The following is a 21,017-nucleotide window of genomic DNA, read 5'->3' as shown; positions in this document are numbered from 1 at the left end:
GCATTGGCACACGCATTATAAGCACGCCTGCGCTATGGATCGGCATTCGCCAAACGCATCGGCAGTTGACCGGGGCCTTTTGCCATGTTGATCTAAGGCAGTAAGCCGGGAGGTCGAAATCCCCCCTCAACAATTATAAAAGTGAAGAATCCAAGGAGTGTCTCAATGCCCTATGTTCCAGTTGCGGAGCTAAATGACTATATCGGCAAGGAACTTGGAAGTTCCGAATGGCTCACCATCGATCAGGAGCGCATCAACCTGTTCGCCGAAGCCACAGGGGATTTTCAGTTCATCCACGTCGACCCGGTCAAAGCTGCTCAAACGCCGTTTGGCTGCACCATTGCCCACGGCTTCCTGTCGCTGTCGCTGATTCCGAAACTGATGGAAGACATCCTCGTCATGCCTGAAGGCTTGAAGATGGTGATCAATTACGGCCTGGACAGCGTGCGCTTCATTCAACCGGTCAAGGTCAATTCGAAGGTGCGGCTCAAGGTCGAGCTGACCGAAGTCATCGAGAAAAAACCCGGCCAGTGGCTACTCAAGGCTACCGCCACCCTGGAAATCGAAGGCTCGGACAAACCTGCATACGTCGCCGAACCTCTGTCGCTTTGCTTCGTGTAAAACGTCCCGGATGCGAAACAGCTCACGCTGTTTCGCGCCCTCTCCCTGCTCCCGGCCCTATATATGGGCACATGGCTGCGGCATACTCGGTCGCCTAATTGCCCGGAACCCGCTATGCGCCCACTTGCACTCCTTGCCTTGACCCTGATGCTCACCGCTTGCGGGGACGGCGAATCGCCATTGCCTCCCGATGCCCGCCTGCCGGACGGCGGACGCTATCGCGGCGAACTGGTCAATGGAATGCTGCAAGGCCAGGGCCGCATCGACTATCCGAACGGCAGCTGGTACGCCGGCGAATTCGACAAGGGCCAGTGGCATGGCCGGGGCGAATGGCACGGCAGTAACGGCGAGGTTTATCGCGGGCAATTCAATCAGGGCCTGTTCGACGGCCAGGGCAGCCTGACCACCAGCGCCAGCAGTTACAGCGGCGGATTCAAGTCCGGGCGGCGCGACGGTGAAGGCACCCTCAAAGAAAACGGCATGACCTACCGCGGCGAATTCAAGGCCGATCAGTACTCCGGTCTCGGTCGCCTCGAACTCGAAGACGGCAGTAGTTATGAGGGCCAGTTCACCCGCGGCAAACCCAACGGCGAAGGCCAGCGTGGCGACAGCAGCGGCAATCAATTCACCGGGCATTTCGTCGACGGTCAGCTGGAAGGTAACGGTACATTCAACAGCGCCGATGGCGACATCTATGTCGGCGGCTTCAAGAACAATCAACTGCACGGCAAGGGACGCTACGAGAACGCCGACGGCGACGTCTGGCTGGGTCAGTTCAAGGAAGGTTCGCTCAATGGCAAGGGTGAGCTGATCGGTGCCGACGGCAGCCATTACATCGGCCATTTCAACGACTGGCGATTTACCGGCCAGGGTCGCTTGAACCTGGCCGACGGCAGCTTCTACACCGGGCAGTTCGACAACGACAGCTATCAGGGTCGCGGCACCCTGGTACTGACCGACGGCACCGTCATGAGCGGCACCTGGATCAACGGCCAGCGCGTGCGGGACGCCGACGGCAAATTGCTGCCTGACACACTGGAACTCGGCCTGCTGGCCCAGGGACGCCTGCTCGAAGAAGCACTGGCCAGCGTGCCGGCCTCGACCCCGGCAGTGGAACTCTATTCGCTGACCCTGGGTGGTGACGGCAAGCAGAGCGTGTTCCTGCGCGAGTCTGATTTCGTCGCCAACATGCTCACCTCGCGCTTCGGCGCCTATGGCCAGATCCGCCTGGTGAACCATCGCGACCACCTCGGCGACCGCCCGATGGCCACCCGGGAAAACCTGCGCCGCGCCGCTGTGACGCTGGCCGAACGCAGTGGCCCGGAGGATCTGGTTTTCATCTACCTGACCAGCCACGGCACCGCCGAACACGAACTGGTACTCGAACAACCACGCATGGAGCTGGCGGATCTGCCGGCCGACGAAATGGCTGCCGTCCTGGCCCCGCTGAAAAACCGTGACAAGGTCATCGTGATTTCCGCCTGCTACTCCGGCGGTTTCATCCCCGCCCTCAAGGATGAACGCACGCTGATCATCACGGCGTCCCGGGCTGATCGGGTGTCCTTCGGTTGCTCGGAAGAAGCCAACTTCACCTACTTTGGCGACGCCCTGTTTGCCCAGGCCCTGAACCAGACCGATGATCTGGAGCAAGCCTTCAAGCTGGCCAAGGCTACCGTCGCCGAGCGTGAACTGGCGGACGGTTTCGAGGCCTCCGAGCCGCAGCTCTGGGCACCGAAAACCGTCCTCTCGCACTGGCAGTTGTTACGCAAGCAACAGGCACGAAAGGCATTACAAAGTGTCTCTAACGACAGCAAGGATACAAACAGCAACTAAGCTGAACAGTATCAAGGGAGAAACACTATGTACTTGACGCCTCAACACGTGCTGCTTGCCGGAGCCACCGGCTTGACCGGTGAACACTTGCTGGATCGCTTGCTGAACGAACCAACGATCACCCGCGTGCTGGCGCCTTCTCGCCGGCCATTGGCCACGCACCCGCACCTGGAAAACCCTATCGGCGACCCCATTGTGTTTCTGCCGCAGTTGAACGGGCGCGTCGATATCGCCTATTGCTGCCTGGGTACCACCATCAAACAGGCGGGCTCCGAACAGGCATTTCGCGCGGTGGATCTGGACATGGTGGTGGCGTTTGCCAAACGCGCCCGGGAAATGGGCGCACGACACCTGATCGTGATCAGCGCCTTGGGGGCTGATCCGAAATCGTCGATTTTCTACAATCGGGTCAAAGGTGAGATGGAACTGGCATTGCGCGCGCAGGACTGGCCGCAGCTGACCATCTGCCGCCCTTCGTTGCTGCTGGGCGAACGCACCGAACCGCGCCTGGGCGAAAAACTCGCCGGCCCGCTGTCACGGCTGATCCCCGGTAAATACCATGGCATCGAAGCCTGCCAACTGGCCCGCGCGATGTGGCGCCTGGCCCTGGAAGAACAGGATGGCGTGCGGGTTATTGAATCCGATGAACTACGCAAATTAGGTAAATAGCGGACCTGTGGCGAGGGGGCTTGCCCCCGTACGGCTGCGCGCAAATCCTGTGCGTGTGGTGTATCTGTAAAACGGAGATGACCTTGTTGGGGGCTGCTTCGCAGCCCTACGGGGGCAAGCCCCCTCGCCACAAAAGCGCTTCCTCCTACAATCCCCCGGTCGCCTGAAAACCTACTCCAAGCACGGTCAGCAATGACAACGGCAACAGCAGCGTGTCGAGCAACGCACTGGCCGGCAGGTCGACGCCGGGATAACTCGGTGCTTCGGCACCGAATCGGTCCATGGCGCAACAACCGCCTTGGATCGCATACCAATCCAGACGAGTCCCCGAGTACACCACCGGCGCCCCCGGCTTGGCCGCGTCGAGGGTGCGTGCCGTGGCGCAACCAGCCAGTTGCAGCGCCAGCACAATCGCCAGCAGCTTATTCATCACTGGTCAGATGATGCTCGCCCCAGCGCGGCAGCATGTCCTGAGGAATGTTCAACAGGTTGAGAATCCGCGCCACGACGAAATCGATCAGATCATCAATGGTTTGCGGTTGATGATAAAAGCCCGGCGACGCAGGCAGGATCGTCACGCCCATGTTCGACAACTTGAGCATGTTCTCCAGATGAATGCTCGAATACGGCGCCTCACGAGGCACCAGAATCAGCTGGCGTCGTTCCTTGAGCGTCACATCGGCGGCGCGTTCGATCAGGTTGTTGCAAGCGCCCGTGGCGATGGCAGACAGGGTGCCCGTGGAGCACGGAACCACCACCATCGCCGACGGCGAGCCGGAACCCGAGGCCACCGGCGACATCCAGTCTTCCTTGCCGTAGACGCGAATCTGCCCTGCGGCAGCACCGGTGTATTCGGTGAGGAAGGCTTGCATCATCTGCGGCTTGGCCGGCAGCGTAACGTCGGTTTCCGTGGCCATCACCAATTGCGCGGCCTTGGAGATCAGGAAGTGCACTTCTCGATCTTCCCGCACCAGGCAGTCGAGCAGGCGCAGACCATACTGGGCGCCCGAAGCGCCGGTCATCGCCAGAGTGATGCGGTCCGGACCGTTGTTCATTTGAGCGCCTCGGCGAGTTTGCCGTGCAGGCCGCCAAAGCCGCCGTTGCTCATGATCACCACGTGAGTGCCGGGTTGAGCCTGGCTCTTCACACGCTCGATGATGCCTTCCAGGGAATCACTGACAATCGACGGTACGGTGCACAACGCAGCGGTGCCCGCCAGATCCCAGCCGAGGTTGGCCGGCGCGTACCAGATCACCTGATCGGCATCGACCACGCTTTCCGGCAAGCCATCGCGGTGAGCACCGAGCTTCATGGAGTTGGAACGTGGTTCGATGATCGCAATCAACGGAGCATCGCCGATGCGTTTGCGCAGACCGTCCAGCGTGGTGGCGATGGCTGTCGGGTGGTGAGCGAAGTCGTCATAGATGGTAATGCCACGCACGTCCGCGACTTTTTCCATCCGCCGCTTCACGCTCTTGAACGCGCTCAATGCGGCGATACCCATGGACGGCACCACACCGACATGGCGCGCGGCCGCCAACGTGGCCAGTGCGTTGGCGACGTTGTGCTGACCGGTCATGTCCCACTCGACCACACCTTGGGCGACGCCTTCGAACATCACTTCGAACTTCGAACCGTCTTCGCTGAGCAGCTTGACCTGCCACTGGCCGCCAGCGCCGGTGGTTTGCACCGGGGTCCAGCAGCCCATCTCGATGACGCGCTGCAAAGCCGGCTCAGTGGTCGGATGAATCACCAGGCCTTCGCTCGGGATGGTCCGCACCAAATGATGGAACTGGCGCTCGATGGCCGGCAGGTCCGGGAAGATGTCGGCGTGGTCGAATTCCAGGTTGTTCAGGATCGCCGTGCGCGGACGGTAGTGTACGAACTTTGAGCGCTTGTCGAAGAACGCGCTGTCGTACTCATCGGCTTCAATCACGAAAAACGGCGTGCCGCCCAATCGGGCCGACACCGAGAAATTCTGCGGTACGCCACCGATCAAAAAGCCCGGGCTCATGCCGGCGTGCTCCAACACCCAGGCAAGCATGCTGCTGGTGGTGGTCTTGCCATGGGTACCGGCAACCGCCAGCACCCAGCGCCCTTGCAGCACGTGATCGGCCAGCCACTGCGGCCCCGAGACGTAAGGCAGGCCTTTGTTCAGTACGTATTCCACGGCGGGATTGCCCCGCGACATGGCGTTGCCGATCACCACCAGGTCCGGCGCCGGATCGAGTTGCGCAGGGTCGTAGCCTTGGGTCAGCTCAATGCCCTGGGCCTCCAGCTGAGTGCTCATCGGCGGATAGACGTTGGCATCGGAGCCCGTCACGTGATGGCCCAGCTCTTTGGCCAGAACCGCCATCGAACCCATGAAGGTGCCGCAGATACCCAGAATATGAATGTGCATAGTCGACCTCGTAAAACATGGCCGCAGGTTAGCTTAGGGAGGGGAAAATCGCACTCTTTAGGTGAGGGGACCGAGGGATGGTGGCTTTGGCGTCTTGCGTTTTGCTCGAGATCCATCCCCTCACCCCAATGGGGAGAGGGGGAAGGGAGCTGATCTCGGTTGGTTTCATGTTCTCGGCTCACCTGGAAATATCAGGCCGCGAAATCATTGACAGACAACTCGGTCAGTCCCCTCTCCCTCCAGGAGAGGGTCAGGGCGCTTTTGAGGTCTACCGCGCAATCCCATGCTTACGCAACTTGCGATACAACGTATTGCGGCTCACCCCCAACTGCTGCGCCGTATGCGTCATATGCCAGCGCGTATGCTCCAGCGCATTGAGCAAGGCCAGCCGCTCAGCATCCTCCAGCGGATGCCCGGACGCCCCCTCAACCGGCAATGCCAGCGGCCGCGCCTGACGAATCATCGCCGGTAAATCCTCAAGCCCGATACGCCCGTTGTCACACAACGCCGCCAACGTTCGCAGCACATTGCGTAACTGCCGCACGTTGCCAGGCCAGGCAAAACTCAACAAGGCTTCCCGCGCCGGCGCGTCGATCAGCACGCTGTCCCCAGCGGCCTCTTCGGCCAGCAGGAAGTCGAGCAGTTGCGATTTGTCCGTGCGATCACGCAATGCCGGCAATGCCACTTCCAGCCCATTGAGGCGGTAATACAAGTCTTCGCGAAAACTACCGTCCTGCACCCGTCCCAGCAGGTCACGGTGGGTGGCGCTGATGATCCGCACGTTCACCGACTCCGGCTCGCCGCCGATCGGCACGACCTGCCGGTCTTCCAGCACTCGCAACAACCGTGTCTGCAGGGCCAGCGGCATATCGCCGATTTCATCGAGGAACAAGGTGCCACCATCGGCCTGTTGCAACTTGCCGCGCATACCTTCCTTGCGCGCACCGGTGAAGCTGCCACCGCGATAACCGAACAACTCGCTTTCAATCAGGCTCTCGGGAATCGCCGCACAATTGAGGGCGACGAAGGCTTTGTCGGCGCGTTGACTGGCGTGATGAATCGCTTTGGCGAACGCTTCTTTGCCCGATCCGGTTTCACCGTTGACCAGTAACGGCACGTCTCGCTCGTACACGCGCAGAGCCTTGCGAAAATCTGCCTGCAACGTCGCATCACCCAGGCAGATGCCAGGAATTTGCGCACGCTCTTCAACCACTGGCGCGGGCACCAGCGGCATGGGCGCGCGGCGGGCTTGCCCGCGCAACACTGCGAACAGGCAGCGCCCGTCACGGGTGCGCAACGGCCAACTGCCGCTGGCGTTCACGCACGCTCGGCCGAGCAGTTCGTCCAGTGAACAATCGAAGAACGCCTCAACCGGCTTGCCCAATAAACCGCCACGAATATGCCCCAACAGGTTCAGCGCACTCTGGTTGACCGCGCAGATCCGCCCTTCCCCGTCAAACGCCAGCAAGCCTTCGCTGAACAGCCCGACAGACTCGGCCTGTAAATGAAAACGCAGCAGCCATTGGTTATCGAAGCAGCGCAGGAAATAGCAGCTCTCGATCATCTTCGCCGACAGATTGACCAAGGCCATGGTGTGAAACTGACTCTGCCGGGAGACATCGCGTCGCGCCGAAGACACGTCGAGTACCGCCAGCAGTTCGCCATGGGGATCGAACACCGGGCTGGCCGAGCAGGTCAGCCCGGTGTGCCGACCGCGAAAATGTTCGTCCTGATGGATGGTCAGCGATTGCCGCTCCACCAGGCAGGTGCCGATGCCGTTGGTACCTTCGCAGGCTTCGCTCCAGTCGGCGCCGAGCCATAGCCCGGCGCGCTCGAAAATCCTGCGCTCGGCGGGGGCGGTGACGCAGTTGAGGATCACGCCGCGTGCGTCGGTCAGCAACACTGCGTGGCCAGCGCCCGAGAGTTGCTGGTGCAGGCTGGTCATCTCGTTGCCGGCGATGTGCAGCACTTGCTGCAAGCGCTCGCGACTTTCGAGGACGCGGCCGTGCTCCAGCACTGTCGGCGCCATGGTCTGGGCCGGGTCGAGGTGATAGTCCTCAAGGCAACGCAGCCAGGACCGGGCGATGGATGGATCGCTGCCAGGACCTTGCAGGTGGGCTTTGCCCTGGGTCACGGTCAGTACTTGCTGGGCATGGCGACTCAAGTGGTTGTCGTGCATTTCTTATTGTTCTCCCCGGTCCTCGGCGACGCGCACGTCCGAGCATCCTCCAGCCGGGCGGGCTTTGCAATGCTGGCGAGACTGGTCAGTCACTCGCTGTACCAGCAACGGTACAAAGTGTCACCCAGCTTGTACCGAAAGCGTCACAGCGGTCCTCCGCCCGTCCGACAAAAACCGCGCAAAGCCTTGATTTGCCTGAGCTGCAGGGCGCTGGCCCGGCCTTTGCTCTACGCTTATAACAAGCGCACATGCGCACCTCCCTATAAGCACAAAAGCAAGGAGAGACTCATCATGCGTTACGCTCACCCCGGTACTGAAGGCGCTATCGTTTCGTTCAAGAGCAAATACGGTAACTACATCGGCGGCGAGTTCGTCGCGCCTGTCAAAGGTCAGTACTTCACCAATACCTCGCCAGTGAATGGCCAACCCATTGCCGAATTCCCACGCTCCACGGCCGAAGACATCGACAAGGCCCTGGACGCTGCCCACGCCGCTGCCGATGCCTGGGGCGCCACGTCCGCCCAGGCGCGCTCGCTGGTGCTGCTGAAAATCGCCGACCGCATCGAACAGAACCTGGAACTGCTGGCAATCACCGAATCCTGGGACAACGGCAAGGCCGTGCGTGAAACCCTCAACGCCGACATTCCGCTGGCTGCCGACCACTTCCGCTACTTCGCCGGCTGCATCCGCGCCCAGGAAGGCAGCGCTGCCGAAATCGACGGCAACACCGTGGCCTATCACATCCATGAGCCACTGGGCGTGGTTGGGCAGATCATTCCGTGGAACTTCCCGATCCTGATGGCCGCCTGGAAACTCGCCCCGGCCCTGGCTGCCGGCAACTGCGTGGTACTCAAGCCTGCCGAGCAGACCCCGCTGGGCATTACCGTGCTGGTCGAACTGATCGGAGACCTGCTGCCACCCGGCGTGCTGAACATTGTCCAGGGTTACGGCAAAGAAGCCGGCGAAGCCCTGGCCACCAGCAAGCGCATTGCCAAGATCGCCTTCACCGGTTCGACCCCGGTCGGCTCGCACATCATGAAATGCGCCGCCGAAAACATCATTCCGTCCACCGTGGAGCTGGGTGGCAAATCGCCGAACATCTTCTTCGAAGACATCATGAAGGCCGAACCGTCCTTCATCGAAAAAGCCGCTGAAGGCCTGGTGCTGGCGTTCTTCAACCAGGGCGAAGTTTGCACCTGTCCGTCTCGCGCCCTGGTGCAAGAGTCGATCTACGACGACTTCATGAAAGAGGTGATGAAAAAAGTCCTGTCGATCAAACGTGGCGACCCGCTGGACACCGACACCATGGTCGGCGCCCAGGCGTCCGAACAGCAATTCGACAAAATCCTTTCGTACCTGGAAATCGCCAAGGGCGAAGGCGCCGAGCTGCTGACCGGCGGCAAAGTGGAAAAACTCGAGGGCAGCCTGGCGACCGGGTATTACATCCAGCCGACCCTGCTCAAGGGCACCAACAAAATGCGTGTGTTCCAGGAAGAAATCTTTGGCCCGGTAGTGAGCATCACCACCTTCAAGGACGAAGCCGAAGCCCTGGCCATCGCCAACGACACCGAGTTCGGCCTGGGTGCCGGTCTCTGGACCCGCGACATCAACCGCGCCTACCGCATGGGCCGCGCCATCAAGGCCGGTCGTGTGTGGACCAACTGCTACCACCTGTACCCGGCCCACGCTGCGTTCGGCGGTTACAAGAAGTCCGGCGTCGGTCGTGAAACCCACAAGATGATGCTCGATCACTATCAGCAGACCAAAAACCTGCTGGTGAGCTACGACATCAATCCGCTGGGCTTCTTCTGATCGAGCCTCCCGGCGACTTCGGTCGCCGGGAGGGGCTTGTTCCGGCAAGACCCATTTTTTGTCCAATGCATTCGGCCCCCGTCGGCGGCCGGATGCACGGCTGCACGCAAAAAAACGCAAAGGCCCGCGCGCCCTTGGTGAACACAGCGTCCGCGCTTGAAAACAACAATAAGGAAGGAGTCCGCATTGGATCAGATCGGCAACTACGTGCTCTATCTCATCATGTTCTGCGCCGTACTCGGCGCCTTCGCGGCGATCTACAACAGCGACGAAGGACTTGGTAAAGAATTCATGGAGGGTATCCACGCCACGGGGCACATCTTCGTGCCAGCGGCGGGGATCATGGCGTCCATCCCCTACCTGACCGTGGTCATCGAAAAAGCCTTCGGCCCGTTCTTCAGCTCCCTGGGCGCAGACCCGGCGCTGGCAGCGACCATGATCATCGCCTCGGACATGGGCGGCTATCACCTCGCCTCGGCCCTGGCGGCCAGCAAAGAAGCCCTGGTCATGGCGCTGATCACCGGGTTCATGGGCGGCGCAACCATTGTGTTCTCGATCCCGATGGGCCTGGCAATGCTCGACAAGCGTGACCATAAATACATGGCCCTGGGCATCATGTCGGGCATCCTGACCATCCCCCTGGGCGTGCTGATTGCCAGTGTCATCCTCGCGTTCAGCAACCCGCTGGTCCGGGAACTGGTGTCGACCAACGGCGAAGACACCTATCAATTGGCCCTGGGCCTGGGCAGCATCTTCGCCAACCTGTTGCCGATCCTGATCTTCGTCGTAGCCCTGGCCCTGGGCCTGCGCTTTTTGCCCGACCTGATGATCAAAGGCTTCATCATTTTCGGCCGCACCCTGGACGCGGCGATCAAGCTGGTGCTGGTGTTCTCCATCGTCGAGTACTTCACCGGCGTGTTCACCCTGGTGTTCGGCACTTGGGGGTTCCACCCGATCATCGCCGACGCCGAGGACCAGACCCGCGCCCTGGAAACCGCCGGCTATATCGGCATCATGCTGGCCGGCGCCTTCCCGATGGTCTACCTGTTGCGCAAATACCTGGGCAAACCGCTGGAAAGCCTGGGCAGCAAGATCGGCCTGAGCGCCGTTGGCAGTGCCGGCATGCTGGCCACCATCGCCAATATCCTGGCCATGTTCCGCCTGGTGCGCTTCATGCCGCCCAAAGACAAAGTGATCAACATTGCCTTTGGCGTGTGCGCGGCCTTCCTGCTGGGCGACCACCTGTCCTTCACCGCCAACTTCCAGCCCACCATCATTGTGCCGGTGCTGATTGGCAAGATAAGTGCAGGTTTCATTGCCGTGGGCCTGGCGTATTGGCTGTCGGTACCCAAGGCCTTGCAACTGGAGGCCGAGGACCGCGCCGCCGGGATCATTGCCAAGGGCGAGTACCTGGGCCTGCCACTGCCGGAAACCCTGCACCCCGACGGCACCAAGGCAACGGCCTGAGTCCGCTGCATTGAAGTGCGCTGCCCACACCGGGCGTGGCATGCTCAGCCACGGCCGGCCCCGGGCAGCGCACTGTCCCATTTGAAACGGAGACTGAAATGGCAAGTTTTTCCCATAGCGTGGGCGCCCAGACCTACCGCTTCGACGACCTCAAGGACGTCATGGCCAAAGCCAGCCCGGCACGCTCCGGGGACTTTCTGGCCGGTGTCGCCGCGCTCAACGATGGCGAGCGTGTGGCCGCGCAAATGACCCTGGCCGACATCCCGCTGAGTCACTTCCTGCAGGAAGCGCTGATTCCCTACGAAACCGATGAAGTTACCCGGTTGATCATCGACACCCATGACAAGCAGGCCTTTGCCATCGTCAGCCACCTCACCGTCGGCGATTTCCGCGACTGGTTGCTCAGCGACGCCGCCGACGAACACAGCCTGCGCGCGCTGGCCCCCGGCCTGACCCCGGAAATGGCCGCCGCCGTGTCGAAGATCATGCGCGTACAGGATCTGGTGCTGGTGGCCCAGAAAATCCGCGTGGTCACAAAGTTTCGCGGCACCCTGGGCCTGCGTGGCCGATTGTCCACGCGTCTGCAACCCAACCATCCCACCGACGAACCGGCCGGAATCGCTGCCAGCATTCTCGATGGCCTGCTGCACGGCAATGGTGATGCCATGATCGGCATCAACCCCGCCACCGACAGCATCGCGTCGATTTGCACGATGCTGGAAATGCTCGACGCAATTATCCAGCGCTACGAAATTCCCACCCAGGCCTGCGTACTGACTCACGTCACCACCTCGATCGAAGCCGTCAATCGCGGTGTACCGCTGGACCTGGTGTTCCAGTCGATCGCCGGCACTGAAGCGGCCAACGCCAGTTTCGGTATCAACCTGAACCTGTTGCAGGAAGGTTATGACGCCGGTCTGAGCCTCAATCGCGGCACCCTGGGGCAGAACCTGATGTATTTCGAAACCGGCCAGGGCAGCGCCCTGTCGGCCAATGCCCATCATGGTGTCGATCAGCAGACTTGCGAAACCCGCGCCTACGCCGTGGCACGGCATTTCAAACCGTTTCTGGTCAACACCGTAGTCGGCTTCATCGGCCCGGAATACCTCTACAACGGCAAACAGATCATCCGCGCCGGCCTCGAAGACCATTTCTGCGGCAAGTTGCTCGGCGTGCCCATGGGTTGTGACATCTGCTACACCAACCATGCCGAGGCCGACCAGGATGACATGGACACCCTGTTGACCCTGCTGGGCGTGGCCGGGATCAACTTCATCATGGGCATTCCCGGCTCTGACGACATCATGCTCAACTACCAGACCACCTCGTTTCATGACGCGCTGTACGCCCGCCAGACCCTTGGCCTCAAGCCGGCGCCGGAGTTCGAGCAATGGCTGGCGAAAACGGGCATCTTCACCCAGGCGGACGGCAAGGTCAGGTTTGGCAGCAACTTGCCAGCCGCCTTCCGTCAGGCCCTGGCACAACTGGGATGACTGCCGATATGGATAAACCACCCTACGATCCGCACAACCCTTGGCTGGAATTGCGCCGCCTGACCCCGGCAAGAATTGCCTTGGGCCGCACCGGTACCAGCCTGCCAACCCGCGCCCAGCTGGACTTCCAGTTCGCCCATGCCCAGGCGCGAGATGCCGTGCACCTGCCATTCGACCATGCGACCCTCAGCTCGCAGCTGGCCGAACAGGGCCGCGAAAGCCTGCTGTTGCACAGTGCGGCAATCGATCGCAACAGTTACCTGCAGCGCCCCGATCTGGGGCGAAAACTCAGCGATGCGTCGGCGCAGCGCATGCGCGAGTACGCTAGCGCCCATCCTGGCGGCGTGGATCTGGTGATCGTGGTCGCCGATGGCCTGTCGGCATTGGCGGTTCATCGCCACACCCTGCCGTTTCTGGCGCGCCTTGAAGAACAGAGCGCCGCAGATGGCTGGACCATGGCACCGGTCATGCTGGTGGAACAGGGGCGTGTGGCAATCGCCGACGAAATCGGCGAGTTGCTGGGAGCAAAAATGACCGTAATCCTGATCGGCGAACGCCCCGGCCTCAGCTCGCCAGACAGCCTGGGATTATATTTCACTTACAATCCCAAAGTCGGCCTGACCGATGCCTGGCGCAACTGCATCTCCAATGTCCGGCTTGAAGGGCTGAGCTATGGCGTGGCGGCACATCGTTTGCTTTATTTGATGCGCGAAGCCTGTCGGCGGCAGCTTTCAGGGGTCAATCTGAAGGACGAAGCGCAACTGCAAACGCTGGAAGCAGCCCCGGGCACAGAGCTCAAAGGCAACTTTCTACTCGACTCATCGCAAACCTGAACCGTTCCACATTGCGTTTGTGTGGCGGTTTCAGGCACGATCGTTCCGCGGCCGCCAAGGTTTCCCGTTGCCGTCAAATGACGTTAGACAGCCACTTGAAGACGAGACCTACGATGCGGATTATTCAAGCGACCCTCGAACACCTGGACCTGCTAGTGCCCTTGTTCGTCAGATATCGCGAGTTTTATGGTTCCCTGCCGTACCCGGACTCGTCGCGGGCGTTCCTCGAAAAACGCCTGCGCCGCAAGGAATCGGTGATCTACCTGGCCCTTGCCGATGATGACAACAACAAACTGATGGGCTTCTGTCAGTTGTACCCCAGCTTTTCTTCGCTTTCGCTCAAACGCGTGTGGATTCTCAACGACATCTTTGTCGCCGAAGACGCCCGCCGCCAGTTGGTCGCCGACAATCTGATCCGCACCGCAAAAAAAATGGCCAAGGAAACCAATGCCGTGCGCATGCGCGTTTCCACCAGCAGCAACAACGAAGTCGCGCAGAAAACCTATGAATCCATCGGATTCAAGGTGGATACCCAGTTCAAGAACTACGTGCTGCCGATCAGCGACGAACTGTAAATAGCCTCGCAAGAGATCGTCCGAACCGGCCCGAGCCTTCGGACGATCTTTGCACCACCCTGCCCGTCCCCCCGAAAACATCCCCCGCTACAATCTCGACGCGCTTTTCATCTCACGGCCCGTATAATGCCGACCTTTTCCGGCTTGTAAGAATAAACTACGCATGCATGTAGTCTTACGCGAAGTCATCCGCACAGGCCTGCTGAGCCGGGCCATCACCATAGGTGCTTTCCATGGATTTCAACCCGATCGATCTCATCCTGCATCTCGACGTCTACCTCGACATGCTCGTGACCAACTACGGGACCTGGATCTACGCGATTCTTTTCATGGTGATCTTCTGTGAAACCGGCCTGGTGGTCATGCCCTTCCTGCCGGGCGACTCCCTGCTGTTCATTGCCGGCGCCGTTGCGGCTGGTGGCGGCATGGACCCGGTATTGCTCGGCGGCCTGCTGATGCTGGCGGCGATTCTCGGTGACAGCACCAACTACCTGGTCGGACGAACAGCCGGGGAAAAGCTGTTCAGCAACCCGGACTCGAAAATATTCCGCCGCGATTACCTGCAACAAACCCACGATTTCTATGACAAGCACGGCGGCAAAACCGTGACCCTGGCGCGTTTCCTGCCCATCATCCGCACCTTCGCCCCGTTCGTCGCCGGCGTCGGCAAGATGCCGTACCCACGTTTCTTCGCCTTCAGCGTACTCGGCACCATTTTGTGGGTTGGCGGCCTGGTGACCCTCGGCTTCTTCTTCGGCAACGTGCCGTTCATCAAGCAGAATCTGTCGCTGCTGGTGGTCGGGATCATCCTGCTGTCGCTGTTGCCAATGATCATCAGCGTCGTGCGCAGCCGTCTCGGCGGCTCCAATCCCAAAGCCGAATCACGCTGACAGCATGTGGTCCCTCAGCGCCTGGCGTCGCCGGCGCATCCTGGCCAGGCACCCGATTGCCGATGACATGTGGCAACGGGTGCGCCATCACCTGAGCTTTCTCGATGGCATCAGCGCCGCCGAAGACCGCTGGCTGCGCGAAGCCTGCGTACTGTTTCTCGAAGACAAACACCTGACAGCCCTGCCCGGTGTCGAACTGCACCAGGAACAACGCCTGCTGCTCGCCGCCCAAGCGCAACTGCCGCTGCTGCATCTGGGCGACCTCAACTGGTATCAGGGTTTCCACGAGATCATTCTCTACCCCGACGACTTTCTCAGCCCCCAGCGTCATCGCGACGCCAGTGGTGTGGAGCACGAGTGGGACGGCGAACACAGCGGCGAAGCCTGGCAGCAAGGTCCGATCATCCTCGCCTGGCCGGGCGTGATGGCCAGCGGCGGCTGGGAAGGCTACAACCTGGTGATTCACGAACTGGCGCACAAACTCGACATGCTCAACGGCGACGCCAACGGCCTGCCGCCGTTGCACGCCGACATGCGGGTCAGCGATTGGGCCAGGATCATGCAAGAGGCCTACGACGACCTCGACCGGCAGCTGGAGCGCAACCCCGACGCAGAAACCGCCATCGACCCCTACGCCGCGGAAAACCCTGCCGAGTTCTTTGCCGTCACCAGCGAATACTTCTTCAGCGCCCCGGATCTGCTCCACGAAGCGTATCCACAGGTCTATGAACAGCTGCAACTGTTCTATCGACAGGACCCGCTGGGCCGGCTTCGGCAACTTCTGGCGCAAGATCCGGTCTACCGGGCTCACTGATGACTACACGACCTCTGGTACATGGCGTCGCCGTAGGAATATGCCTATAATCGCCGCCACTTTTTGGTCAATCCGGCCAAGTGTTTCTGGTCAACTAACGGGGGCAACGCCCAATGAGCTACAGCAAGATTCCGGCTGGCAAAGACCTGCCGAACGACATCTACGTCGCGATCGAGATTCCGGCCAACCACGCGCCGATCAAATACGAAATCGACAAAGACAGCGATTGCCTGTTCGTTGACCGTTTCATGGCCACCCCAATGTTCTACCCGGCCAACTACGGTTACATCCCGAACACCCTGGCTGACGACGGTGACCCCCTCGACGTGCTGGTCGTGACCCCTTACCCGGTTGCGCCAGGCTCGGTCATCCGCGCTCGCCCGGTCGGCATCCTGAACATGACCGACGACGGCGGCGGCGATGCCAAAGTCATCGCAGTTCCACACGACAAGCTGTCCCAGCTATACGTCGACGTGAAGGAATACACCGACCTGCCGCCACTGCTGATCCAGCAGATCGAGCACTTCTTCGCGAACTACAAAGATCTCGAAAAAGGCAAATGGGTGAAGATCGAAGGCTGGGCCGGCGCAGACGCCGCCCGCGAAGCGATCACCAAGTCGGTTGCGGCCTATAAAGGCTAAGTACAGCCAGTAGCTTTTAGCTGCTAGCGACAAGAAGAACCCCGGTTAAGCCGGGGTTTTTTTTGGCCGCGAAAAAGCACCAACCACACAGCACGTTTAATTCGATCTTATCTCGATATTTCCTGTTTAATTTTCCCCAAGAGCGTCTTACATCCGGTCTCGAATTTCCCGCTGATTTTGAACATAGCGTTTATTCAAAGCCTTATCCCGCGCCAGTAGACTCGTGTTTATGAAAAAGAACACCAGCGGCCCTCGCTTTAAAGAGCTACTTGAAGCAGCGAACATCACGACCACAGGATTTGCCGACTTCCTGGACACGGCACCGCAAAATGTACATAACTGGTACACCCGCGGCGTGCCCGCCCACTGCATGGAAGAAGTCGCCAGAAAACTGTCCGTCAACAGTGCTTGGCTGAAAACCGGCGAAGGCCCCAAGGACGCCCGGCACCTGCGCCTGCTCGACGACAGCGGCAATACCTTCGACGCCCAGACCATTCGTGGCGTCTACACGGTCGTCGAACCCACCGACGTCGAATTGCCTTTCTACAAAGAAGCCGTCACCGCCCCCGGTTCCAACAAAACCCACGTCATCGAAGATCGTGATCACTCCATCCGCCTGCCCCGCAGCCACCTCGACTCCCTGGAAGTCAAACACATCGACGCCATCTGCGCGCAGATGATCGGCAACAGCATGGCCGAGAAAATTGAAGACGGCTCCACCCTGGCAATCGACCGCGGACTGACCCAGATTATCGATGGCGAAATCTACGCCATCGAACATGACGGCATGCTGCGCATCAAGTACCTGCATCGAATACCCGGAAACGCGCTGCGATTGCGCAGCCATAACCGCGCCGAGTACCCGGATGAGATCTTCAGGGCGGCACAGATTGAAGAACAGAACATCAGGATATTGGGCTGGGTGTTCTGGTGGTCGACCTTGCATAAACGGCGGCCACAAGTGCCCTTCCTGTAAATGCACAACCCGCCGCCGCAGACGAAACCTGCGGCCGCACACCAGCAAAATCGCCCCACCCGACACACCAGACTGGGAATTCCCCAAAAAAATCAGTATGCTGCGCCCCACATTTGCGCATCGACCCGCCCCAACGCGGTTCAGATCGCATCGACCGGCAGATGACTTTCTCGCCAGGTCCCACAGCCGGACGCAAGATCCGGGTGTACGTTTTGAAGGCTGGCGCGGTTTACCAAAAATAAACCAAGCCAGTCCCCGAGAAGCCGGCCACAAGCCGGCTTTTTAATGCCTGAAGTATCGTCCATTGGGTGATGTCTCTCACAGATAACTGCCTCCTTCCAACAACGCACCCAATTGACCCTCTCCACCCTGCTTGCTCGGGCGCACCACCCTCATTCACCGACACCCACTCGGTGTAAAACACCAGCACCCACAAGCCTGAAACTCCACCGGCCAACCGTACACACTCCGCGGCCGTGAGCCGATTAGGGATCTATTCGGCTCACAAAATGAGCCGAATAGCTCCCGACCCCGGGTCCACCGCTCATATCACCCAAGGCCGTATCACCCTCGCTCATTTGCCCATAAACCCCATGTCTGCTAGTGTCGCGCCGGTTTAACGTCAACCGGAAATCGCCGCCATGGCCCGCAAAAAAGCTGCACTGGATTTCGAACAGTCCCTCGCCGACCTGCAAACGCTGGTGGAGCGTCTGGAGAATGGCGAATTGTCGCTGGAGGATTCGCTGGCCGCTTTCGAGCAAGGCATCGGTCTGACCCGTGATTGCCAGGCGGCGCTGGCCCAGGCCGAGCAAAAGGTTCAGGTGCTGCTCGAGCGTGATGGCGAGTTGGCCGAGGAACCCTTCGACGCGGATCAGCCAGAATGATTGCAACGTATTCGGCGACCAGCCAGGCCCGCGTCAATGCTGCCCTGGAGACTTTGTTCAGTGCGCCAAGCCCTGAGCTGGCGCGGTTGTACGAGGCCATGCGCTATAGCGTGATGAACGGCGGCAAGCGGGTACGTCCGCTGCTGGCCTATGCCGCGTGCGAAGCGCTGGGCGGCAAGGCCGAGCAAGCCAACGGCGCGGCCTGTGCGGTGGAGTTGATCCACGCCTATTCGCTGGTACACGACGATTTGCCGGCGATGGACGACGACGATCTGCGTCGCGGCCAGCCGACTACCCACAAGAAATTCGATGAAGCCTGCGCGATCCTGGCCGGCGATGGCTTGCAGAGCCTGGCGTTCACCGCCCTGCTCGATCCGCGCCTGAGCACGGTAGACGCCGAGATTCGCCTGCAAATGGTCAGTGCTTTGGCACAAGCGGCAGGCCCTGCGGGGATGGTCGGCGGTCAGGCGATCGACCTCGGTTCGGTCGGCTTGAAACTCGATCAGAAAGCCCTCGAATATATGCACCGGCACAAGACCGGCGCGTTGATCGAGGTCAGCGTCAAGCTCGGCGCTTTGGCCAGCGGCCTGGCCGAGGAAGACGAGCTGACGTCGCTGCAGACTTATGCACAGGCCATCGGCCTGGCGTTTCAGGTCCAGGACGACATTCTCGACGTCGAAAGCGATACCGAAACCCTCGGCAAACGCCAGGGTGCCGACATTGCCCGGGATAAGCCGACTTATCCGTCGCTGCTCGGTCTCGACGCCGCCAAGGCTTACGCTCTGGAGTTGCGCGATCAGGCCCTGCACGCGCTGCGACCGTTTGACGCGGCGGCCGAGCCGTTGCGCGAACTGGCCCGGTATATCGTCGACCGGCGCAGCTGACGGCGTTTCCGCCAAAAAAGACCTATGCGTGGGCAGGGTGCGATCCATCAGGTAAACTGCCGCATCTTTTATACCTATAACGATTCGCCTGATGCCCACGACGTTTCATGAGATTCCCCGCAAGCGCCCGACCACGCCACTGCTCGACCGTGCCAACACGCCGGACGGGTTGCGCCGGTTAGGCGAAGCCGAGCTGGAAACCCTGGCTGATGAGCTGCGCCTGGAATTGCTCTACACGGTCGGCCAGACCGGTGGGCATTTCGGCGCCGGCCTGGGCGTTATCGAGCTGACTATCGCGCTGCATTACGTGTTCGACACCCCGGATGACCGGCTGGTGTGGGACGTGGGTCACCAGGCTTATCCACACAAGATCCTCACCGATCGTCGCGAGCGCATGGGCACCCTGCGCCAGAAGGACGGCATTGCCGCTTTCCCGCGCCGCTCCGAGAGTGAGTACGACACCTTCGGCGTCGGCCACTCCAGCACCTCGATCAGCGCAGCGCTGGGCATGGCCATTGCCGCCCGCCTGCAGAACAGTGAGCGCAAGGCCATTGCCGTTATCGGCGATGGCGCGTTGACCGCCGGCATGGCCTTCGAGGCGCTGAACCATGCGCCGGAAGTGAACGCCAACATGCTGGTGATCCTCAACGACAACGACATGTCGATCTCGCGCAACGTCGGCGGGCTGTCGAATTACCTGGCGAAAATTCTTTCCAGCCGCACCTACGCAAGCATGCGCGAGGGCAGCAAGAAGGTCCTGTCGCGCCTGCCCGGCGCCTGGGAAATCGCCCGTCGTACCGAAGAATACGCCAAAGGCATGCTGGTCCCCGGCACCCTGTTCGAAGAGCTGGGCTGGAACTACATCGGCCCGATCGATGGCCACGACCTGCCGACCCTGATCGCCACCCTGCGCAACATGCGCGATCTGAAAGGCCCGCAGTTCCTGCACATCGTCACCAAGAAGGGCAAAGGCTTCGCCCCGGCGGAAGTCGACCCGATTGGTTACCACGCCATCACCAAGCTCGAACCACTGGACGCTCCGGCCGCTGCGCCGAAAAAAGCCAGCGGGCCGAAGTATTCCGGTGTGTTCGGCGAATGGCTGTGCGACATGGCGGCGGCCGACCCGCGCCTGGTCGGGATTACCCCGGCGATGAAGGAAGGCTCGGACCTGGTGGACTTCAGCGAGCGCTTCCCGCAGCGCTACTTCGACGTGGCGATCGCCGAGCAACACGCCGTGACCCTCGCGGCCGGCATGGCCTGTGAAGGCGCAAAGCCCGTGGTGGCGATCTATTCGACCTTCCTGCAGCGTGGCTACGACCAACTGGTGCATGACGTAGCGGTGCAGAACCTCGACGTACTGTTCGCCATCGACCGTGCCGGTCTGGTAGGCGAAGACGGCCCGACCCATGCCGGCAGCTTCGATTTATCGTACCTGCGCTGCATCCCCGGCATGGTCATCATGACCCCGAGCGACGAAAACGAACTGCGCAAAATGCTCACCACCGGTCACTTGCATAACGGTCCGGCGGCGGTGCGTTACCCGCGCGGCAGCGGTCCGAACGCCACCATCGAGAAAGACCTCGAACCGATCGAGATCGGCAAGGGGGTGGTGCGCCGCCAAGGCAGCAAAGTGGCCCTGCTGGTGTTCGGCGTGCAATTGGCCGAAGCACTGAACGTCGCCGAGAAGCTCGATGCGACCGTGGTCGACATGCGCTTCGTCAAGCCGCTGGATGAAGCCCTGGTACGGGAAATCGCCGGCAGCCACGAGTTGTTGGTGACCGTCGAAGAGAACGCGATCATGGGCGGTGCCGGTGGCGCGGTCAGCGAGTTCCTCGCCCGCGAGAACATCCTCAAGTCGATGCTGCACCTGGGCTTGCCGGACATCTACGTCGAACACGCCAAGCCTGCGCAGATGCTGGCCGAGTGCGGGCTGGATGAAGCAGGCATTGAAGCGTCGATTCGCGAGCGCCTGCGACTGCTGAACATTTAAACATCAGACATTTGCGAAACCCTGTGGGAGCGGGCTTGCCCGCGATAGCGGATTG

At 60.8% G+C, this 21,017-nt stretch carries 19 protein-coding genes; 15 read left to right on the top strand and 4 right to left on the bottom strand.

The window, feature by feature from the left end:
* Positions 1 to 165 precede the first annotated feature (165 nt).
* The 3 genes from AC07OG_RS14780 (at position 166) to AC07OG_RS14770 (ending at position 3,123) form a co-directional block, all read left to right on the top strand.
* The gene (locus tag AC07OG_RS14780; RefSeq protein ID WP_060543251.1) at positions 166 to 621 is read left to right on the top strand and encodes a MaoC family dehydratase; all 456 of its coding nucleotides are present in this window, start codon (positions 166 to 168) and stop codon (positions 619 to 621) included.
* A 114-nt stretch (positions 622 to 735) separates the two neighbouring features.
* On the top strand, positions 736 to 2,454 hold the full coding sequence (locus tag AC07OG_RS14775; protein WP_495067361.1) for a C13 family peptidase: 1,719 nt from the start codon (positions 736 to 738) through the stop codon (positions 2,452 to 2,454).
* 27 nt (positions 2,455 to 2,481) lie between these two features.
* A complete protein-coding gene (locus AC07OG_RS14770) occupies positions 2,482 to 3,123 on the top strand; it encodes an oxidoreductase (RefSeq protein ID WP_495067360.1) in 642 nt (213 codons plus the stop codon).
* A gap of 145 nt (positions 3,124 to 3,268) precedes the next feature.
* Here the strand turns inward: AC07OG_RS14770 and AC07OG_RS14765 are convergent, their stop codons facing one another.
* The 4 genes from AC07OG_RS14765 to AC07OG_RS14750 form a co-directional block, all read right to left on the bottom strand.
* A complete protein-coding gene (locus AC07OG_RS14765; protein ID WP_060543248.1) occupies positions 3,269 to 3,553 on the bottom strand; it encodes a YceK/YidQ family lipoprotein in 285 nt (94 codons plus the stop codon).
* The gene (gene ubiX / locus AC07OG_RS14760) at positions 3,546 to 4,178 is read right to left on the bottom strand and encodes a flavin prenyltransferase UbiX (protein WP_218425424.1); all 633 of its coding nucleotides are present in this window, start codon (positions 4,176 to 4,178) and stop codon (positions 3,546 to 3,548) included. The genes AC07OG_RS14765 and ubiX overlap by 8 nt, the downstream gene beginning before the upstream one ends.
* Positions 4,175 to 5,524, bottom strand: coding sequence for a UDP-N-acetylmuramate:L-alanyl-gamma-D-glutamyl-meso-diaminopimelate ligase (gene mpl / locus AC07OG_RS14755; protein ID WP_495067359.1), 1,350 nt, complete (start codon positions 5,522 to 5,524; stop codon positions 4,175 to 4,177). Before mpl ends, ubiX begins: the two co-directional genes overlap by 4 nt.
* A gap of 268 nt (positions 5,525 to 5,792) precedes the next feature.
* Complete coding sequence (locus AC07OG_RS14750) at positions 5,793 to 7,703, bottom strand: sigma-54-dependent Fis family transcriptional regulator (protein WP_495067358.1); 1,911 nt, start codon at positions 7,701 to 7,703, stop codon at positions 5,793 to 5,795.
* Between the two features lie 291 nt (positions 7,704 to 7,994).
* Between AC07OG_RS14750 and exaC the strand changes: the two genes are divergently transcribed.
* The 12 genes from exaC (at position 7,995) to dxs (ending at position 20,962) form a co-directional block, all read left to right on the top strand.
* Positions 7,995 to 9,515: an acetaldehyde dehydrogenase ExaC gene (gene exaC / locus AC07OG_RS14745; protein ID WP_495067357.1), complete on the top strand. Its 1,521-nt coding sequence runs from the start codon at positions 7,995 to 7,997 to the stop codon at positions 9,513 to 9,515.
* 186 nt (positions 9,516 to 9,701) lie between these two features.
* Complete coding sequence (eutH, locus tag AC07OG_RS14740) at positions 9,702 to 10,982, top strand: ethanolamine utilization protein EutH (protein ID WP_495067356.1); 1,281 nt, start codon at positions 9,702 to 9,704, stop codon at positions 10,980 to 10,982.
* Between the two features lie 98 nt (positions 10,983 to 11,080).
* Positions 11,081 to 12,475, top strand: a complete 1,395-nt coding sequence (locus AC07OG_RS14735) for an ethanolamine ammonia-lyase subunit EutB (RefSeq protein WP_060543242.1) — start codon at positions 11,081 to 11,083, stop codon at positions 12,473 to 12,475.
* A gap of 8 nt (positions 12,476 to 12,483) precedes the next feature.
* The gene (eutC, locus tag AC07OG_RS14730) at positions 12,484 to 13,308 is read left to right on the top strand and encodes an ethanolamine ammonia-lyase subunit EutC (RefSeq protein ID WP_495067355.1); all 825 of its coding nucleotides are present in this window, start codon (positions 12,484 to 12,486) and stop codon (positions 13,306 to 13,308) included.
* A gap of 113 nt (positions 13,309 to 13,421) precedes the next feature.
* Positions 13,422 to 13,883 carry a GNAT family N-acetyltransferase gene (locus tag AC07OG_RS14725; RefSeq protein WP_060543241.1) on the top strand — a complete coding sequence of 154 codons (462 nt, stop codon included), beginning with the start codon at positions 13,422 to 13,424 and terminating at the stop codon, positions 13,881 to 13,883.
* A gap of 233 nt (positions 13,884 to 14,116) precedes the next feature.
* A complete protein-coding gene (locus tag AC07OG_RS14720; protein WP_218425430.1) occupies positions 14,117 to 14,773 on the top strand; it encodes a DedA family protein in 657 nt (218 codons plus the stop codon).
* A gap of 4 nt (positions 14,774 to 14,777) precedes the next feature.
* A complete protein-coding gene (locus tag AC07OG_RS14715) occupies positions 14,778 to 15,587 on the top strand; it encodes a M90 family metallopeptidase (protein WP_060543239.1) in 810 nt (269 codons plus the stop codon).
* A gap of 113 nt (positions 15,588 to 15,700) precedes the next feature.
* A complete protein-coding gene (gene ppa / locus AC07OG_RS14710) occupies positions 15,701 to 16,228 on the top strand; it encodes an inorganic diphosphatase (RefSeq protein WP_003205933.1) in 528 nt (175 codons plus the stop codon).
* 229 nt (positions 16,229 to 16,457) lie between these two features.
* Positions 16,458 to 17,204 (top strand): LexA family transcriptional regulator, encoded by a 747-nt coding sequence (locus AC07OG_RS14705; protein WP_060543238.1) that lies wholly within the window; start codon positions 16,458 to 16,460, stop codon positions 17,202 to 17,204.
* Between the two features lie 641 nt (positions 17,205 to 17,845).
* Entirely contained in the window at positions 17,846 to 18,088 is a 243-nt protein-coding gene (locus tag AC07OG_RS14700) for an exodeoxyribonuclease VII small subunit (protein ID WP_007970180.1), read from the top strand.
* Positions 18,085 to 18,972 (top strand): (2E,6E)-farnesyl diphosphate synthase, encoded by an 888-nt coding sequence (gene ispA, locus AC07OG_RS14695; RefSeq protein ID WP_060543228.1) that lies wholly within the window; start codon positions 18,085 to 18,087, stop codon positions 18,970 to 18,972. The genes AC07OG_RS14700 and ispA overlap by 4 nt, the downstream gene beginning before the upstream one ends.
* A gap of 91 nt (positions 18,973 to 19,063) precedes the next feature.
* Positions 19,064 to 20,962, top strand: coding sequence for a 1-deoxy-D-xylulose-5-phosphate synthase (dxs, locus tag AC07OG_RS14690; RefSeq protein ID WP_495067354.1), 1,899 nt, complete (start codon positions 19,064 to 19,066; stop codon positions 20,960 to 20,962).
* The last annotated feature ends 55 nt before the right edge of the window (positions 20,963 to 21,017 follow it).

The organism is Pseudomonas sp. GW821-FHT09H03 (assembly GCF_059415945.1).
This window is presented reverse-complemented; position numbering and strand designations above follow the sequence as displayed.

Coding starts and splice junctions, on each gene's coding strand:
- AC07OG_RS14780 (WP_060543251.1), top strand. CDS start 166: ATGCCCTATGTTCCAGTTGCGGAGCTAAATGACTATATCGGCAAGGAA.
- AC07OG_RS14775 (WP_495067361.1), top strand. CDS start 736: ATGCGCCCACTTGCACTCCTTGCCTTGACCCTGATGCTCACCGCTTGC.
- AC07OG_RS14770 (WP_495067360.1), top strand. CDS start 2,482: ATGTACTTGACGCCTCAACACGTGCTGCTTGCCGGAGCCACCGGCTTG.
- AC07OG_RS14765 (WP_060543248.1), bottom strand. CDS start 3,553: ATGAATAAGCTGCTGGCGATTGTGCTGGCGCTGCAACTGGCTGGTTGC.
- ubiX (WP_218425424.1), bottom strand. CDS start 4,178: ATGAACAACGGTCCGGACCGCATCACTCTGGCGATGACCGGCGCTTCG.
- mpl (WP_495067359.1), bottom strand. CDS start 5,524: ATGCACATTCATATTCTGGGTATCTGCGGCACCTTCATGGGTTCGATG.
- AC07OG_RS14750 (WP_495067358.1), bottom strand. CDS start 7,703: ATGCACGACAACCACTTGAGTCGCCATGCCCAGCAAGTACTGACCGTG.
- exaC (WP_495067357.1), top strand. CDS start 7,995: ATGCGTTACGCTCACCCCGGTACTGAAGGCGCTATCGTTTCGTTCAAG.
- AC07OG_RS14735 (WP_060543242.1), top strand. CDS start 11,081: ATGGCAAGTTTTTCCCATAGCGTGGGCGCCCAGACCTACCGCTTCGAC.
- eutC (WP_495067355.1), top strand. CDS start 12,484: ATGGATAAACCACCCTACGATCCGCACAACCCTTGGCTGGAATTGCGC.
- AC07OG_RS14725 (WP_060543241.1), top strand. CDS start 13,422: ATGCGGATTATTCAAGCGACCCTCGAACACCTGGACCTGCTAGTGCCC.
- AC07OG_RS14720 (WP_218425430.1), top strand. CDS start 14,117: ATGGATTTCAACCCGATCGATCTCATCCTGCATCTCGACGTCTACCTC.
- AC07OG_RS14715 (WP_060543239.1), top strand. CDS start 14,778: ATGTGGTCCCTCAGCGCCTGGCGTCGCCGGCGCATCCTGGCCAGGCAC.
- ppa (WP_003205933.1), top strand. CDS start 15,701: ATGAGCTACAGCAAGATTCCGGCTGGCAAAGACCTGCCGAACGACATC.
- AC07OG_RS14705 (WP_060543238.1), top strand. CDS start 16,458: ATGAAAAAGAACACCAGCGGCCCTCGCTTTAAAGAGCTACTTGAAGCA.
- AC07OG_RS14700 (WP_007970180.1), top strand. CDS start 17,846: ATGGCCCGCAAAAAAGCTGCACTGGATTTCGAACAGTCCCTCGCCGAC.
- ispA (WP_060543228.1), top strand. CDS start 18,085: ATGATTGCAACGTATTCGGCGACCAGCCAGGCCCGCGTCAATGCTGCC.
- dxs (WP_495067354.1), top strand. CDS start 19,064: ATGCCCACGACGTTTCATGAGATTCCCCGCAAGCGCCCGACCACGCCA.